The following is a 15,814-nucleotide window of genomic DNA, read 5'->3' on the forward strand; positions in this document are numbered from 1 at the left end:
CACTCATATTTCCTCGGCCAGGCTGGCCAGGCTGCGCGCCAGGATGGCGGTCTGCTCTTGCGCAGGCGCGCCCGCCCGCTCCTTGTCGCCAATCGCAAAGGAGCTGTCGACGACCAGCTGGCAGCGGGCATAGCGCCGCGCCATGAACTGCGTCAGGGCGGCCCGGACGTCCTGCGTTGCCGCGAGTTCCTCGGCCAGCACCAACGCATCCTCGATGGCCAGGCCCGCACCGGAAGCCAGCTGCGGCGTGGTGGGATGCGCGGCGTCGCCGATGAGCTGCACACAGCCCCGCGACCAGGGGCTGGGCAGGCGGAAGGCTTCCAAGGGGCGGACGATGATGGGCGAGCGATCCGACAGGTTCTCGCGGATGTCTCGCAGCGGGCCGCCATAGGTGGCCAGCAGCCGCGCCAATGTGGGGGCGAGGTCGGCGTCGGCGACGTTCTGACGGTCCTCGCGGGCCTCCAGCAGGAACATGTACATGGCGTCGGCCGAGACCGGCGTCAGGCCCACCTTGTGCGGACCGCCCAGGAAGAAGTGCCGCTGGTCCAGCCCGGGGGGCCGGGGCGCGACGGTGCGCCACACGTACTGGCCCATGTACCGCGGCGGCTCGGCCTGCGGAAACAGCAGCTGGCGCACCCGCGAGAACAGCCCATCGGCCCCGACCACGAGGTCGAAGCGCTCGACGCATCCATCGCTGCAACGCACGAGGGCACCGCCGTCCTGGTCGGACATGTCACTGACGGTGCAGCCAAGCACGACCTCGGCACCCGACGCCCGGACCTGCTCGGACAGCAGGCGGTGCAACACGGGGCGCATGATCCCGCCGCATCCGGCCACGCCCGCCTCGGGCGCAATCGGCGTGGCCACCTCGTCCATCGGCACCCCGGCCACGTTGCAGACGCGGATGCCGTGGCCCACGTAGGCCTGCGCGGCAACCTGTTCGTAGATGCCCAGCTGCTTCATGGCCCGCAGGGTCGGCCCGGTGATGGTGATGCCGGCGCCGTACACACGCCACCCGGGGTCCAGGTCGATCAGCTTCACGCTGACGCCGATGCGTCCGAGCATGATGGCCGAGGCCATGCCGGCGATGCCGCCACCGACGATGAGCGCCCTTCGTTGCTGTCCCATCTGCTTGTCTCCTGTTGCGATGGCAGCGATTGGAAGGAGGCCCAGGGCCTTGCGTCAACGACGCGGTGAACCAAGCCCCGTCGTGGTCAAGAAGAAGTACAGGCCCAGGCAAATCGGGACCGGGAGACCGGCTCGGGTCCACGGCGCGGCCTTGCGCGGCAGGCCGGGCATCCGCACACCCGGTCAAGATCGGGCGCAGCCGCAGGCAAGCTTGCGCCGGGGCCCACTCCTACCATGCCTGGATCCCCCCGAGGCAGGCCAGCAAGGGCAGGCCCGGGGCCACCACGCAGACGAGACGACTCGATGGACATGACCCCCCTCGCAGCGCCGGGCGACGCCGGCCGCCCGCAGCGCCGCTCCACGCCTGCCGACACGCCGGAGTGCCCGTGATGGCCGTACGCAACTGGCAGCTCAGCATGCCCACGCCCGAAAGCTACTGGATCAACCGGGTGCTGTTCGATGTCCACCACAAGGAAGGCCATCTGCAGCAATATCTGGAAGACCCCCTCCGATACATGGACCCGATCGACCTCCCGCCCCTGCGCAAGGCGCAGATCCGCGACAACGCCATCGGCGCGCTCTACCTGGCCGGGGCCAACCCCTACCTGCTGCGCGCCCACGCGCTGGGCGTGCACATGCCGGAGCAGGACTTCCTGCAGTCGCTGCGTGCGGTGCGCGAGGAGGCGTCCCATGGCTGAGTTCGTCGGCGCCTTCGCTGCCAGCCATACCCCGGTGATGCTGAACCTGCCCGGGGCCGTCGACGACGCCACACGGCAGCGGGTGTACGACGCGTTCAAGGCGCTCGGCGAGACCATCGCCGCCGTCCGACCGGATGTGCTGGTGCTGGTCTCCGACGACCACCTGCACAACTTCTTCCTGGACAACTTTCCCTCGTTCTGCATCGGTGCCGGAAGCCGCTGGCCCGCACCTGCCGAGCATTGGCTGAAGGCACCCCGGCTGGCGTTGCAAGGCGATGCCGCCTTCGGGGCGCATTTGCTGGGCGAGGCCCTGGAGCACGACTTCGATCCCTCGTTCTCCATGCAACTCACGCTGGACCACGGCGTGCTGACCCCGCTGCTGCTTGCCGGGCTCGAACAGCAGGTCCGCCTGGTGCCGCTGCTGATCAACTGCGTGCAGCCACCGCTGCCGACCATGCGGCGCAGCCTCCAGTGGGGCCGCATGCTGCGGTCGGCCATCGACTCCTATCCGGCCGACGTGCGGGTGGCGGTGCTGGCGACAGGGGGCATCAGTCATGACGTGGCCACGCCGCGCATGGGCATGGTCAACGAAGCCTTCGACCGCGAGTTGCTCAGCTTGCTGGAGGGCGACGACACCGCCGCCCTGCTGCGCTTTGCCACCGACCATGTGAACGAGGCCGGCAATGGCGCCGAGGAAATCCGCAACTGGCTGGTGGCCCATGGCGCCGCCGGCGGACGCGGCTGTCGGACTCACTTCTACGAAGCCGTGCCGACCTGGTACACGGGCATCGCCGTGGCCTCCTGGGCGGCGCAGGCCTGAGCGCCGAGGCATCGGCGTCGGGCGGGCCGAGCGGCGCGCCCGCGCCGCGCCTCATCCCTCGTACTGCCGACCCCGCGCGAGCAAGTCGGGCGTGCCGATCACGGCATTGAGCCCATCGAAGTCCAGCATCGACGAACGCCAGGGCTCGGTGGTCTGGTGCGCCCGCAGGCTGGTGAAGTAGCCCTGCATCGCATGGGCCAGGGCCCGCACCGTGCCGCCGGGAAAGATGACGATGCGAAAGCCCAGGCGGCCGAGCTCGTCCGCGGGTGTGATCGGCGTCTTGCCGCCTTCGACCATGTTGGCCAGCAGCGGCACGCGGCCGGCGAATTGTTGTGCGGCCTTGGCCAGTTGTTCCGGCGTGCGCAGGGCCTCGATGAAGAGCGCATCGACACCGCAGGCCAGGTAGGCCTCGGCCCGTTCCATGGCGGCGTCCCAGCCCTCCACGGCCAGGGCATCGGTGCGCGCGAGGATCAGCGTGTCGGCGCTGCGGCGCGCGTCCAGCGCCGCGCGCAGCTTGCCCTGCATCTCGGCGACGGGCACCACGGTCTTGCCGTCCAGGTGGCCGCATCGCTTGGGAAAGCCCTGGTCCTCCAGCTGGATCATGGCGGCGCCGGCGCGCTCCAGGCCGGCCACGGTGCGCTGCGTGTTCAGCGCATTGCCGAAGCCGGTGTCGGCGTCGACGATCACCGGCGTGCGCACCCGCTCGGTGATGTGGGCCAGCGTGTCGCAGACCTCGGTGAAGGTGGTGAGGCCGATGTCGGAGCGGCCCAGCTTGGTGTAGGCGACGGAGGCACCCGACAGGTACAGCGCCTCGAAGCCGGCCTGCTCGGCCAGCAGGGCGCTGAAGGCGTCGTAGACGCCCGGGCACAGCAGGGGCTCGGGGCGCGCCAGGCGCGCGGCAAGCCCGGCGTTCGCAGGGACGGAAGCGCTGCGCCCAGGGCGCGACGAAGAAGAAGCTGTCTCGTTCATGTCGAAGTGGATGTGCGCAGGAAGGCCGCCATGTCATGGGCCGCGATGTAGCCGCCCGCCACCGCGCTGAGCAGGCCGTTGCCGGAGAGGTAGCCGCTGACATGGTTGCCGGAGACGCCCCGCGCCGCGCCGCCCGCCGCCCAGAGGTTGGGCAGCGGCTGACCCTGGCCATCGAGCACGCGGGTCCGCGCATCGATGTCGAGCCCGCCCTGCGTGTGGAACAGGGCGCCGGTCACCTTCACGGCGTAGAAGGGTGCGTCGAGGCGGCGCGGCAGCCGGCGGCCGAAGGCATCGGGCTCGCCCGGCGTCCAGGCAGACAGCGTCTCGCCGAGCGTGGCCGGATCGCAGCCGATGAGCCCCGCCAGCGCTTCGAGCGAATCGGCCCGCCGGACGGCACCGGCGCGCTCGGCGTCGACGAAGTCGGGAAAGCCCTGCGCCAGCACATGCACCGGCGTGTCGAACACATTCCAGGCGATGCCGCCGGGCTGCGCGACCACATGCAGCGCGGCTTCGGAGTAGCCCTGCGACTCGTCGTGGAAGCGACGGCCTTCGCGGTTGATCTGCACCCCGCCCTCGACCATCAGCGCCCAGGTCATCAGCACGCCATGCGGCACCGCCCAGGAGCCGTGGCCCTGGTAGGCCTGCATGTCGGCAAGGTGCGCGCCCAGCGCCTCGCCCCAGTGCAGCGCGGTGCCGTCGTTGCCGGTGTGGCCGCCGAAGGTGGCCTCGGCCATCTCGGGGATGTAGCGGCGCACCAGCGCAGGCGCCCCACCGTAGCCATTGCAGGCCAGCAGCAGCGCGCGGCAGCCGACGGCCTCCACGCTGCCGTCGGGCCGACGCGCGCGCACGCCGAGCACGCGGCGCGCCGCGTCGACCACCAGCTCGGTCGCCTGCGCCTCGCAGAGGATGGGCACCGCCGCCGCCTCGACCGCGGCCTCCAGCGCCTGCTCCAGCGCGACGCCGGTGCGGGCGGCCAGCGTGTGCATGCGATGGCGGCTGTGGCCCGGATAGAGAAAGCCCGTCAGCACTTCCCACTGCAGGCCATGGCGCGATTCGAGATGGTCCAGCGCCGGGGCGATGGCCTGCGTGTAGGCCGCCACCAGGGCCGACGCCGCCGTGCCGTGGGCCTTGGCCTGGATGTCTTCGGCGAAGCGCTCGGCACTGTCCTGCACGCCCAGCGCCTGCTGCGTGCGTGTACCGGCCGCCGGAATGAAGCCGGAGGACAGGCTGGTCGAGCCGCTGGGCTGTGCATCGCGCTCCAGCACCACCGCCTCGACGCCCAGATCGGCGAGCAGCAGTGCGGCCACGAGGCCGCAGGCGCCCGCGCCCACGATCAGCACATCGGTCTGCACCGGCGCCTCGAAGCCCGGCTCGACCACCACCCGGGCCGCCGTGCCCGTCCCGTCCGTGGCGGCTGGAGGGCCGCTCATGCCAGCACCCGCACGCCGAATTCGGCGCAGTCCACCACGTGGGCGACGGTGGCCATGTCGGCCAGCGCCGTGGCATGGGTTTCGGGCTTGAAGGCGGCACAGCCGTCGGCCACCACCCAGGTGTCGTAGTCGCGCATGTGCGCATCGCGCACCGTGCTGGCCACGCCCCCGTTGGTGACGATGCCGCACACCGCCACGCGCTCGATGCCGTTCTTGCGCAGCAGCCAGTCGAGCTGGGTGTTGAAGAAGGCGGAGTACGCCACCTTGTGCACCGTGGCGTCGATGACCGGCTGCAGCAGCTCCACATTGGCCTGGCCCCAGCTGCCGGGCGCGAAGTCGCCCTGCCGCAGGAAGGGCCGCAGCGCCAGCAGGTGCGGCGAGATCATGGGCGCACCGCCCACGCCGGGCCACAGCGTGAACTGGCTGGCCACCACCAGGCCGCCCGCCGCGCGCACGGCCTGCGCCAGCGGCAGCACGCGCTCGGGCAGCGCCTGCGCGGCGGGGTTGGCACAGCCGCCGCGGGCATAGGCGCCGCGGGCGTCGAGGAAGTCGTTCTGCAGGTCGATGATGACCAGGGCGGTTTTCATGGCTGGCGAAGGATGAGGTTGCCCAGGGCGTCGACCACGGCCTCGAAGCCGGGTTCGAGCCACACGGTGGTGTCGGCCTGTTCGAGGATGGCCGGGCCGGCGATGCGCGCGCCCACCGGCAGGTCCAGCCGCGCGTAGCGGCGTGCCTGCACCCAGTCGCCGCCGAAGTAGACCGGCTGCTCGCCCAGGGGCTCGGTGCGCCCCTCGCCGCGCGGCGCCAGCACGGACAGGTCGAACTTGGGCCGCACGCCGATGAGGGCATAGCGCAGGTTCATGACCCGCAGGCCGATGCCGTCGAGCACGCGGCCGAACTCGGCGCGGTAGGCAGCCTCGAAGGCGGCGCGGGCGGCGTCGGCATCGAGCGCATCGGCGCGCACCGGCACAGCCACGGTGTGCGTCTGGCCCTGGTAGAGCATGTCCAGCACCAGCTCCTCGCGCACCGACTCGAAGGCCACGCCGGCACTGTCCAGCCGGGCGCGGCAGCGCGACGCGAAGCCGGCGCGCAGTTCGCGCAGCGCGGCGAAGTCGATGGCGGCCAGGTCCTGGTTGAGGGTCTGCACCGCGTCGTGGCGCATGTCGGCCATCACGCAGCCCAGGGCCGAGGTGACGCCCGGGTAGCGCGGCACGATGCCGGTGACCACGCCCACCTCGCGCATCATGGCGCACACATGCAGGCCGCCGCCGCCGCCGAAGGGCATGTAGGCGAAGCGCCGCGGGTCATGGCCACGCTCGATGGAGACCAGCCGCATCGCGCCGGCCATCTTGGCATTGGCCACCGTGAGGATGGCCTCGGCCGCGGCCAGCACATCCAGGCCCAGCGGCTCGGCCACGTGGCGGCGGATGGCTTCGCGGGCCTTCTCCACGTCCAGCGCGCCCAGCAGCCCGCCGCCCAGCGGACGCTGCGCTGCGATGCGGCCCAGCAGCACGTTGGCGTCGGTCACGGTGGGCCGCTCGTTGCCGCGGCCGTAGCAGGCCGGGCCGGGCACGCTGCCGGCGGACTCGGGGCCGACCTGCAGCATGCCGCCCGCATCCACGCTGGCGATGGAGCCGCCGCCGGCGCCGATGGTCTCGATCTGGATCATGGGCGAGCGCACCACCAGGCCGAAGTCGATGCTGGTCTGCGAGGCCAGTGCGGCCTGGCCACCGGCGATGAGCGACACGTCGAAGGAGGTGCCGCCGATGTCGCCGGTGATCACGTCCGGATGGCCCGCGGCCGTGGCGATGGCCGCGCAGGCGATGACGCCCGCGGCCGGGCCGGAGAGCGCCGTGCGCACCGGCAGTTCGCCCGCCGTGCGGCGCGACATCACGCCGCCGTTGCTCTGGACGATCAGCAGCTCGCCGCCGAAGCCGCGCGAGCGCAGGTCGCCGTCCAGCCGCTCCAGGTAGCGGCCCACAACCGGCTGCAGTGCCGCGTTGAGGCTGGCGGTGGAGGCGCGCTCGAACTCGCGGATCTCGGGCAGCACTTCGGCCGCCGCCGTCACATGGTCGTTGGGCCAGAGCTCGCGCACCGCCGCCGCTGCGGCCTGCTCGTTGCTGGGGTTGGCGTAGGTGTTGATGAAGAACACGCACACCGCCTCGCAGCCCTGCTCCAGCAGCTGGCGGGCGGCGGCGCGCACCTGGTCCAGGTCCACCGGCGTGTGCACGCTGCCGTCGGCCAGCACGCGCTCGTCCACCTCCAGGCGCAGGGCGCGCTCGATCACCGGCTCGAAGCCGCCGCGCAGGCCCCAGGTCTGGGGCCGGTCGCGCCGGCGCATCTCCAGCACGTCGCGGAAGCCCCGGGTGGTGATCAGGCCGGTGCGGGCCACCTTGCGCTCCAGCAGCGCATTGGTGCCCACGGTGGTGCCGTGGATGATGGTGGCCAGGCTCTGCGCGCCGCGGTCGTCCACGCGCGCGATGCCGTTCATGAAGCCCACCGACTCTTCGCCACGGGTAGAGGGCACCTTGACGATCTCGGCGGTGCCGGCGGCCTCGTCGAGCACGAAGAGGTCGGTGAAGGTGCCGCCGACGTCCACGCCGACGACACGGGTGCGCGCGTCGCTCATTGCTGTTCTCCCGGGTTGGCCGCGTCGGCCAGGTAGCCGCGGCGGGCATCCACCGCGCGTTCGTCGGCGCTGCGCGCCTCGGGCGGGCCCCAGCCGCCGCCGCCGGGGGTTTCGAGCCGCACGCGGTCGCCGCGCTCCAGGGTGATGCCCAGCATCTTCGACACCATGGGCGGCGTGTGCCACGCGCCCTGCGAATGCCAGCTGAAGCGGTTGGCCTGCGCATCGCCGCCGCCGGCAATGCCCTTGGGCGCCGACTTGCCGCGCTCGCCGAAGACGAAGGCCTGGGCCTGGCGCTCCAGCAGTTCGATCTCGTAGACGGCACCCAGGCCGCCGCGGTGCGTGCCGTCGCCGCCCGAGCCCGGGCGCAGTGCCCATTCGGTGAAGCGCACGGGATAGGCGGCCTCCAGGATCTCCAGCGGCGGGATGGTGGCGGTGGAGATCGGCGCATTGCCGTGGTTGAGGCCGTCGCCGCCCGCATGGGCGCCGTGGCCGCCGCCGAAGAAGCTGAACATCACCCAGCGCTGGCCGCTGCGCGCGCCCTCGCTGCGGTGGCCGGCGATGGACAGCGCATTGATGGTGCCGTAGGCCTGGGCCACGGCGCGGCGCGGATCGGCCTGGGCCGCGGCGCTGAAGATGACGTCGATCATGCGCAGGATGGTCTCGGTGTAGCCGCCCACCGGCCGTGGCCTCTGCGCCGTGATGACCAGCCCCTCGGGCATGACGAACTCCACCGCATCGAGCACGCCGGCATTGGCCGGCACCTCGGGGAACAGGTGCTTGAGCGCCACGTAGCAGGCCGCCACCGCGGTGGCGCGCGAGATGTTGACGGGGCCCTGGCACTGCGGCGAGCTGCGCGAGAAGTCCAGCACCAGTCGCTCGCCCTCCACCGTCATGTCCAGCGCGATGGTGAGGGGTTCGTCGACCACGCCGTCGTTGTCGAGCACGTCCGAGAAGCGATAGACGCCGTCGGGCAGCGAGGCGATCTGCGCGCGCATCAGCCGGCGGGCGCGCTCGCGCAGCGCCTGCAGGGCCTGCAGCACCACGGCATCGCCGTAGGCGTCGAGCAGCTCGGCCAGGCGGCGCGCGCCCAGCTCCAGCGCGGCCAGCTGGCCGTTGAGGTCGCCCCACAGGCTGTCGGGCAGCCGGGTGTTGGCCCGCAGGATGGCCAGCACGTCGGGGTTGATCTGGCCGCCCTGCACGATGCGCACCGGCGGGATCTGCACGGCCTCCTGCCAGCATTCGGTGGCCGCGGGGTTGTAGTTGCCCGGCACCGCGCCGCCCACGTCGTGCCAGTGCGCGGCCGAGGCCAGGAAGCACAGCAGCCGGCCGTCGCGGAACACCGGACGCACCAGCTTGAAGTCGTTGGCATGGGTGCCGCCCTCGTAGGGGTCGTTGAACAGCCAGACCTCGCCCTCGCGCATGCCGCCCAGGGCCTCGGCCGCGCGCTTGGCGGCGCGCACCGCGAAGGCCATGGCGCCCACGAACACCGGCAGGCCCGATTTGCCCTGCACCAGCGTGTCGCCACTCTGGGCGTCGTACAGGCCGTGGCAGGCGTCGTGCGCCTCGGCAATGATGGGATTGAACGCGCTGCGGTAGAGCGTCGCGTCCATCTCGTCGGCGATCTGCTCGAGTCGTCCCTTGAGCACCGCCAGCGTGACGGGATCGAGTGTGGCTTCAGACATGGGATTCCTTGGAGAAGCGTTGCTTGAGTTCGTTGAGCAGGCCGCCCGCGCGCACCCGCGCCATCAGAAAGGCGGGCACGGGGTCGCAGGCGAGCACGCGGCCGTCGGCCGCCAGCACCAGGGGCCGGTCGGGGTCGTCCACGGCCAGGCCGATGCGCTCGCCTTCCTGCAGCGCGGCCACGTCGGCGCAGGTCAGCAGCAGCAGGCCGACATTGAAGGCGTTGCGGAAGTACAGGCCGCTGTAGCTGGGCGCGATGACGGCGCGCACGCCCAGGGCCACGAGCACGGACGCGGCCTGCTCGCGCGAGGAGCCGATGCCGAAGCCCGGCCCGGCCACCACCACGTCGCCAGGGCGCACCTGGGTGGCGAATTCCGGCCGCATCGATTCGAGGCAATGGCGGGCGATGACGTCCATGCCGAACTTCATGGCGTGGCCGGGGGCCAGCGCGTCGGTGTCGACATTGGCGCCCAGGCGCCACACGCGGTGGCCTAGCACCGCGCCGTCGGTAAGTAGAGATGCGCTCATGGCTTTGCGCTCGGCGATGAAAAAGTGACGGCGGCAGAGCGCCCATCCGCCAGCAGCTCGCGCGGATCGGTGATCCGCCCGCGCAGCGCCGAGGCCGCCACGGTGTAGGGCGAGGCCAGGAACACCTCGGCCTGCGCCGAGCCCATGCGGCCCTTGAAGTTGCGCGCCGTGCTGGAGATGACCCGCGTCGCGCCCTGGATGGCTTGCCCGTAGCCGGCGCAGGCGCCGCAGGCGCTGGGCAGCAGTTCGGCGCCCGCATCGCGCAGCACCTGGGCCACGCCCGTGGCCTCGGCGCGCTGCCAGTCGTGCACGCTGGCCGGCGCCACCAGCAGCCGCATGCCGGCGGCGATGCGGCGGCCGGCCAGTACGCGGGCGGCGGCCTGCAGGTCCTCCAGCTTGGCGCCGGTGCAGGCGCCGATGTAGGCCAGCTGCACCGGCTCGTCCGCCACCGCGTCGACCGTGCGGCCGTTCTGCGGGCTGTGGGGCAGCGCCACCATGGGCACAAGCTCGCTCGCGTCGAAATCGTGGTCGATGCACGCGGCGCCCTCGTCGGTCTGCCAGCGGGCGAGTTCCTCGTCGCTCACCGTCACGCCCACCTCGCGCAGCCAGGCGGCGGTGGTGGCATCGGGCGCCACCAGGCCGGCCTGCGCGCCCAGCTCAGCGCTCAGGTTGGACAGCGTCATGCGCTCGGCCATCGAGAGGCCGCGCACCGTGTCGCCCGCGAACTCCACCGCCTGGTAGTCGCCGCCGTTCATGCCCAGGCGGCCGATCATGTGCAGCATCATGTCCTTGGCGCAGACGCCGTCGGCCAGGCCGCCCTGCCAGCGCATGCGCAGGGTGCGTGGCACCTTCACCCAGATCTCGCCGGTCACCACCACGCCCAGCATCTCGGTGCTGCCGATGCCGAACATGTAGCTGCCGAAGGCGCCGCCGGTGGGCGAGTGCGAATCGCCGCCGACGCAGAACAGGCCCGGGCGCAGGTGACCCTTCTGCGGCAGCACCACATGGCAGATGCCCTGGCTGTCGTGCACATGGGGCAGGCCCTGCTCGGCCGCCCAGTCGCGCGCGATGCGCACGATGCGCCGCGCGTCGTCGTCGGCCTCGGGCACGAAGTGGTCCATCACCAGCACCACGCGGGATGGATCCCAGATGCGCGCGCCCAGCTCCTCCAGCATGGGCTTGAGCCGCCGCGGGCCGGAGGAGTCGTGGAACATGGCCAGGTCCACGCGGCAGTTGACGATCTCGCCTTCGCGCACGGTGGGCACGCCGGCGGCTTGCGCGATGAGCTTCTGCGCCAGGGTCTGGGGGGTGCTCATGTCAGACCCCCAGGTAGGCACGCCGCAAGGCGTCGGAGCCGAGCAGCTCGTCCGGACGACCCGAGAAGCGCATGCTGCCGTTCTCGATCACGTAGGCACGGTCGGCCATCTCCAGCGCCTGGCCCACGTTCTGCTCGACCAGCAGGATGGCCAGGCCCTCGCCGCGCAGGCGGCCGATGAGCGAGAACATCTCCTCCACCAGCAGCGGCGACAGGCCGAGCGAGGGCTCGTCCAGGATCAGCAGCTCGGGCTCGGCCATCAGGCCGCGGCCGATGGCCAGCATCTGTTGCTCGCCACCGCTCATGGTGCCGGCCAGCTGGGCGGTGCGCTCCCTGAGCCGGGGGAAGATGCCGAACACCTTCTCCAGGTTCTGCGCGCGGCGCGTCCGGGCGCGGGTGAAGGAGCCCAGCTCCAGGTTCTCCATCACGCTCAGGTTGGGGAAGATCTTGCGCCCCTCGGGCACTTGGATCAGGCCCGCACGCACCACCTCGCGGTAGTGCGCGCCGCCCAGCTCGGCGCCGTTGAAGCGCACCGAGCCCGACCAGGGCTTCACCAGGCCGCACAGCGTGTGGTTGAAGGTGGTCTTGCCGGCGCCGTTGCTGCCCAGCAGGGCCACCATCTCGCCGCGCGCGACCTGCAGGTCCACGCCGCGCAGCACCTCGATGCGGCCGTAGCCGCCGCGCAGGCCGCGCACGTCGAGCAGGGTCTCCGCGGCGGTCGTGCTCGCGTCGCGCACGACCTGCGTATCGATCGCTTGTGCACTCATGCCTGCACCTCCGCCTGCGCCGTCATGCCCCGCTGCAGCCGGGCGGCCGTGCCGTGGCCCAGGTAGGCCTCGACCACCTTGGGGTCGCGCGTGACGGCCTGCGGCGGGCCCTCGGCGATCAGCTCGCCCTGGGCCAGCACCCACACATGCTCGGCCAGGTTCATCACGGCCTGCATCACATGCTCGATCATGAGGACGGTGACGCCCTCCTCGCGGATGGCGCGCACCACGGGCAGCATCTCGGCGATCTCCTGCGGATTGAGGCCGGCCAGCACCTCGTCGAGCAGCAGCAGGCGCGGCCGGGTGGCCAGGGCCCGCGCCAGCTCAAGCCGCTTGCGGCCGGCCACGGTGAGGTCGGAGGCCGGCTTGTCCAGCTGCGGCCCCAGGCCGACGCGTTCGGCCACGGCCGTGGCGCTGGCCAGGGCCTCGCGCCGGCTGGCATGGTGCAGGTGGGCGCCCACCGCGATGTTCTCGCGCACGGTCTGCGCCGCGAAGGGCTGCACGATCTGGAAGGTGCGGCCCATGCCCATGCGGGCATTGAGGTGCGGCGCCTGGCCGGTGATGTCGCGCCCGCCCAGACGCACTCGGCCGGTGTCCGGGCGCTGGAAGCCCGACATCAGCGAGAACAGCGTGGTCTTGCCGGCACCGTTGGGGCCGATCAGCGCGGTGAGCGAGCCCGCCGGCACCGCCAGCGACACCTCGCGCACGGCGCGCAGGCCACCGAAGGTCTTGGACACGCCTTCGACTTCGAGCAGGTACTCAGCCACCGCGGCCTCCCTTCCAGAGCCGGCGCACGTTCTGCCCGACGCCGGCGATGCCGCGCGGCAGGAACATCACGATCAGCACCAGCACGCAGCCATAGATGACCATGTTGATGCCCGGCAGCTCGCCGAACAGGTTGCGCGTCAGGTCGGCCAGCACATGCAGCGCGAAGGCACCCAGCAGCGGACCCCACACGGTGCCCATGCCGCCCACGATGGCCGCCACCAGCGCCTCGACCGACGCAGAGGAGCCGAAGGCGATGCCCGGGTCGATGTACTGGAACACCTGCACATAGAAGGCGCCGGCCAGGCCCATGAAGCCGCCCGACAGCACGATGGCGCCGAGCTTGACGCGCAGCGGATCGACGCCGGCCGCGCGGGCCGCGTCCTCGTTGTCGCGCACGGCCTGCAGGTAGGCGCCGAAGCGCGAGTGGCGCAGCCAGGCACTGACCAGCAGGGCCGCCACCACCAGGGCCAGGATCACGTACAGGTAGCCGGCCCGGGAGCCGAACTGCAGGTTGGCCACCGACTCGCGCAGCGGCACCATCAGGCCGACGCCGGCCCCGGTGAAGGGCAGCGACAGCGCGAGGATGCGGCACACCTCCGCGAAGGCCAGCGTGACCAGCGCGAAGTACGAGCCCTTGAGGCCGTAGCGGAAGCTCAGCGCCCCCACGATCAAGCCGACCAGCGCCGCGACGCCAGCGGCCGCCACCAGCGCCACCCAGGGGTTGAGGCCCCACTGCAACTGCGCGATGGCCTGCACATAGGCGCCGAAGCCGAAGAACAGCGCATGCCCGAAGGAGAACTGCCCGCCGAAGCCACCCAGGATGTTCCAGGCCTGCGCCAACAGCCCCGCATAGAGCGCCATCATGACGAAGTTGAGCCAGACCCCCGAGGTGGTGACGAGCGGGATGGCGCCCACCACGAGGGCGAACACCACGATGAAGAGAACCGATTTCATGCCTTGCTTCCGAAGAGGCCCTGGGGACGGAACAGCAGCACCGCGATGAAGATGAGGAAGATGCCGATCTGCCCCAGCGACTCGCCCAGAAAGAGGCCGCCCAGCGACTCGACCACGCCGATCAGCAGCCCGCCTACCAGTGCTCCGGTGAAGCTGCCCATGCCGCCCAGCACCACGATGGTGAAGGCCACCAGCACGAAGCCGCCGCCCACCTGCGGGTTGACGTAGTAGGCCGGCAGCAGGAAGCAGGCGGCCGCGCCCAGGCAGGCCAGGCCGATGCCGAAGCTCATGGCGTAGACATGGTCGACGTCGATGCCCATGAGGCGCGCGCCCTGCTTCTCCTTGGCCACGGCGCGGATCGCGCGGCCCAGGTCGGTGGCCTTGACGATCCACAGCAGCACGGCCGCCCCGGCCAGCGCACCGCCGAAGGCGATGAGCTTGGGCAGCGCGATGAAGGCCGGGCCGATCTGCAGCGTCGTCAGCGTGTAGGGCGTGTCGATGGTGCGCGTGTCGGAGCGGAAGAACAGCAGCGCCAGGTTCTCCATCACGATCGACAGGCCCAGCGTGACCAGCAGGATGTTCTCGTCCTTGCCGTGGCTGGCGCGGTTGATGATGCCGCGCTGCAGCACGTAGCCCAGCGCGAACATGCCCGCCACCACCAGCGGCAGCGCCAGGTAGGGGTCGATGCCGAACTGCGCGCGCAGCCAGTAGACGGCATAGAGCGCCAGCATCAGCGAGGCGCCGTGCGCGAAGTTGATGATGTGCAGCACGCCGTAGATCAGCGTGAGCCCCAGGGCGATGAGGGCGTAGACCGCCCCGGTGGTGAGTCCGTTCAGCACGGACGGCACCACGATCGACAGATCGAACATGGAAAAGGAGCCTGGTGGTGCCGTTCAGGCCTTGAGCGGGAACAGGGGCTCGGCCTCGCGGTATTCGCGCGGGATGATGACCTTGATGTCCTTGTCGATGACCTGCGTCATCAGCGGGCGGCCGCCCTGGTTCTGGCCGTTGACGAACTTGGTCGGGCCGTAGGGCATGAAGTGGTCGGAGAAGGTGCTCTTCTCCAGCGCGTCGATCAGCGCCGCGCGCTCGCTGGACTTGGCCCGCTCCAGCGCATCGGCCAGCAGCATCATGCTGGTGTAGGTCATGAACAGCTCATAGCTGAAGTACAGCTTCTGGGCCTCGGCCCGCTTCTTCAGCGCCTGGGCGCGCGCGTCCTTGGGGTTGAACCAGTGGTTGCAGTCGATGATGCCGTGCGAGGCATCGGGGAACTCCTGCACGAACTTGTAGCTCGACGCCGCGCCGCCCAGCACCGAGTAGATGGCCTTGGGCACCACGCGCTGCTGCTGCATGGTGCGCACCAGCAGTGCGTATTCGTTGTAGTAGTTGGCCGGGATCACGATGTCCGGGTTGACGGACTTGATGCGCAGCACGATGTTGTTGAAGTCACGCGTGGGGTTGGCGTGCTTGATGACTTCCTTCACCTCGAAGCCATAGCCCGGCAGTTCGCGCGACAGCAGGTTGGCCGTGCCGGTGCCGAAGAGCGACTCCTCGTGGATGATCATCACGGTCTTGGCCGGCTTGCCCGCCACGCTGTTGAGCACGTGCAGGTTGGACATGGCCAGGTCGGTCACGGCCTTGTAGCCGGGGCCGAAGCGGAAGGTGTTCTTCAGGCCGCGCTCGACGATCTGGTCGGCCACGCCCACGTCCACGATGTGCGGCAGGTTGTACTTGGCGGCGGCCTGCGTGGTGGCCAGGCAGATGGCCGAGGCGAAGGCGCCGACCACGGCGGACACGCCGGCCTCGTTCATCTTCTCGACCTCGGCGGCGCCGGCCTGCGGCTGCGACTGGGCATCGCCCAGCAGGGCCTCGAGGCGCGCACCGCCGAGCGACTTGATGCCACCGGCCTTGTTGATGTCCTCGATGGCCATGAGCGCGCCGGCCCGGCACTGCTGGCCCGAATAGGCGAGCGCCCCGGTGACCGGGTGCAGCACGCCGACCTTGATGCTGCGCGGCTGGGCACCGCCGATGGTCGGGAGGGCCAGCGCGGACGCGGCGGCGGCCGACTGGGCGATGAACTGGCGACGGTTGCGGGTGGGCTGGGTCACGGCGAACTCCTTCGTGGGTC

15 protein-coding genes are annotated in these 15,814 nt (G+C 71.2%); 2 read left to right on the plus strand and 13 right to left on the minus strand.

Annotation, left to right across the window (positions count from 1 at the left end):
* Positions 1-3: 3 nt before the first annotated feature.
* Positions 4-1,128, minus strand: a complete 1,125-nt coding sequence (locus tag ABIC63_RS09115; protein WP_354319517.1) for an FAD-dependent monooxygenase — start codon at positions 1,126-1,128, stop codon at positions 4-6.
* Positions 1,129-1,517: 389 nt separating this feature from the next.
* Between ABIC63_RS09115 and ABIC63_RS09120 the strand changes: the two genes are divergently transcribed.
* On the plus strand, positions 1,518-1,826 hold the full coding sequence (locus ABIC63_RS09120) for a subunit of meta cleavage enzyme (RefSeq protein WP_294375396.1): 309 nt from the start codon (positions 1,518-1,520) through the stop codon (positions 1,824-1,826).
* Positions 1,819-2,646, plus strand: coding sequence for a DODA-type extradiol aromatic ring-opening family dioxygenase (locus tag ABIC63_RS09125; protein ID WP_354319518.1), 828 nt, complete (start codon positions 1,819-1,821; stop codon positions 2,644-2,646). Before ABIC63_RS09120 ends, ABIC63_RS09125 begins: the two co-directional genes overlap by 8 nt.
* A 51-nt stretch (positions 2,647-2,697) precedes the next feature.
* Here ABIC63_RS09125 and ABIC63_RS09130 read toward each other — a convergent pair whose 3' ends face one another.
* Genes ABIC63_RS09130 through ABIC63_RS09185 form a run of 12 tightly spaced genes read right to left on the minus strand, consistent with a single transcriptional unit; the run spans position 2,698 to position 15,794 of the window.
* The gene (locus ABIC63_RS09130; RefSeq protein WP_354319519.1) at positions 2,698-3,615 is read right to left on the minus strand and encodes an isocitrate lyase/PEP mutase family protein; all 918 of its coding nucleotides are present in this window, start codon (positions 3,613-3,615) and stop codon (positions 2,698-2,700) included.
* Positions 3,612-5,045: an FAD-dependent oxidoreductase gene (locus tag ABIC63_RS09135; protein WP_354319520.1), complete on the minus strand. Its 1,434-nt coding sequence runs from the start codon at positions 5,043-5,045 to the stop codon at positions 3,612-3,614. The genes ABIC63_RS09130 and ABIC63_RS09135 overlap by 4 nt, the downstream gene beginning before the upstream one ends.
* On the minus strand, positions 5,042-5,632 hold the full coding sequence (locus ABIC63_RS09140) for a cysteine hydrolase family protein (RefSeq protein ID WP_354319521.1): 591 nt from the start codon (positions 5,630-5,632) through the stop codon (positions 5,042-5,044). The genes ABIC63_RS09135 and ABIC63_RS09140 overlap by 4 nt, the downstream gene beginning before the upstream one ends.
* A complete protein-coding gene (locus ABIC63_RS09145; protein ID WP_354319522.1) occupies positions 5,629-7,674 on the minus strand; it encodes a hydantoinase/oxoprolinase family protein in 2,046 nt (681 codons plus the stop codon). Before ABIC63_RS09145 ends, ABIC63_RS09140 begins: the two co-directional genes overlap by 4 nt.
* Positions 7,671-9,356 carry a hydantoinase B/oxoprolinase family protein gene (locus tag ABIC63_RS09150; protein ID WP_294375383.1) on the minus strand — a complete coding sequence of 562 codons (1,686 nt, stop codon included), beginning with the start codon at positions 9,354-9,356 and terminating at the stop codon, positions 7,671-7,673. Before ABIC63_RS09150 ends, ABIC63_RS09145 begins: the two co-directional genes overlap by 4 nt.
* A complete protein-coding gene (locus ABIC63_RS09155) occupies positions 9,349-9,882 on the minus strand; it encodes a LeuD/DmdB family oxidoreductase small subunit (RefSeq protein WP_354319523.1) in 534 nt (177 codons plus the stop codon). Before ABIC63_RS09155 ends, ABIC63_RS09150 begins: the two co-directional genes overlap by 8 nt.
* Positions 9,879-11,198, minus strand: a complete 1,320-nt coding sequence (locus ABIC63_RS09160; RefSeq protein WP_354319524.1) for a 3-isopropylmalate dehydratase large subunit — start codon at positions 11,196-11,198, stop codon at positions 9,879-9,881. Before ABIC63_RS09160 ends, ABIC63_RS09155 begins: the two co-directional genes overlap by 4 nt.
* A gap of 1 nt (position 11,199) precedes the next feature.
* Complete coding sequence (locus ABIC63_RS09165) at positions 11,200-11,964, minus strand: ABC transporter ATP-binding protein (RefSeq protein WP_354319525.1); 765 nt, start codon at positions 11,962-11,964, stop codon at positions 11,200-11,202.
* The gene (locus tag ABIC63_RS09170) at positions 11,961-12,731 is read right to left on the minus strand and encodes an ABC transporter ATP-binding protein (protein ID WP_354319526.1); all 771 of its coding nucleotides are present in this window, start codon (positions 12,729-12,731) and stop codon (positions 11,961-11,963) included. Before ABIC63_RS09170 ends, ABIC63_RS09165 begins: the two co-directional genes overlap by 4 nt.
* Positions 12,724-13,686: a branched-chain amino acid ABC transporter permease gene (locus ABIC63_RS09175; RefSeq protein WP_354319527.1), complete on the minus strand. Its 963-nt coding sequence runs from the start codon at positions 13,684-13,686 to the stop codon at positions 12,724-12,726. Before ABIC63_RS09175 ends, ABIC63_RS09170 begins: the two co-directional genes overlap by 8 nt.
* Positions 13,683-14,555: a branched-chain amino acid ABC transporter permease gene (locus ABIC63_RS09180; protein WP_354319528.1), complete on the minus strand. Its 873-nt coding sequence runs from the start codon at positions 14,553-14,555 to the stop codon at positions 13,683-13,685. The genes ABIC63_RS09175 and ABIC63_RS09180 overlap by 4 nt, the downstream gene beginning before the upstream one ends.
* Positions 14,556-14,579: 24 nt before the next feature.
* Positions 14,580-15,794, minus strand: a complete 1,215-nt coding sequence (locus ABIC63_RS09185; RefSeq protein ID WP_294375362.1) for an ABC transporter substrate-binding protein — start codon at positions 15,792-15,794, stop codon at positions 14,580-14,582.
* Between the last annotated feature and the right edge of the window lie 20 nt (positions 15,795-15,814).

It is taken from the genome of Pseudacidovorax sp. 1753 (assembly GCF_040544975.1).
Classification (GTDB): Bacteria; Pseudomonadota; Gammaproteobacteria; order Burkholderiales; family Burkholderiaceae_C; genus Xenophilus.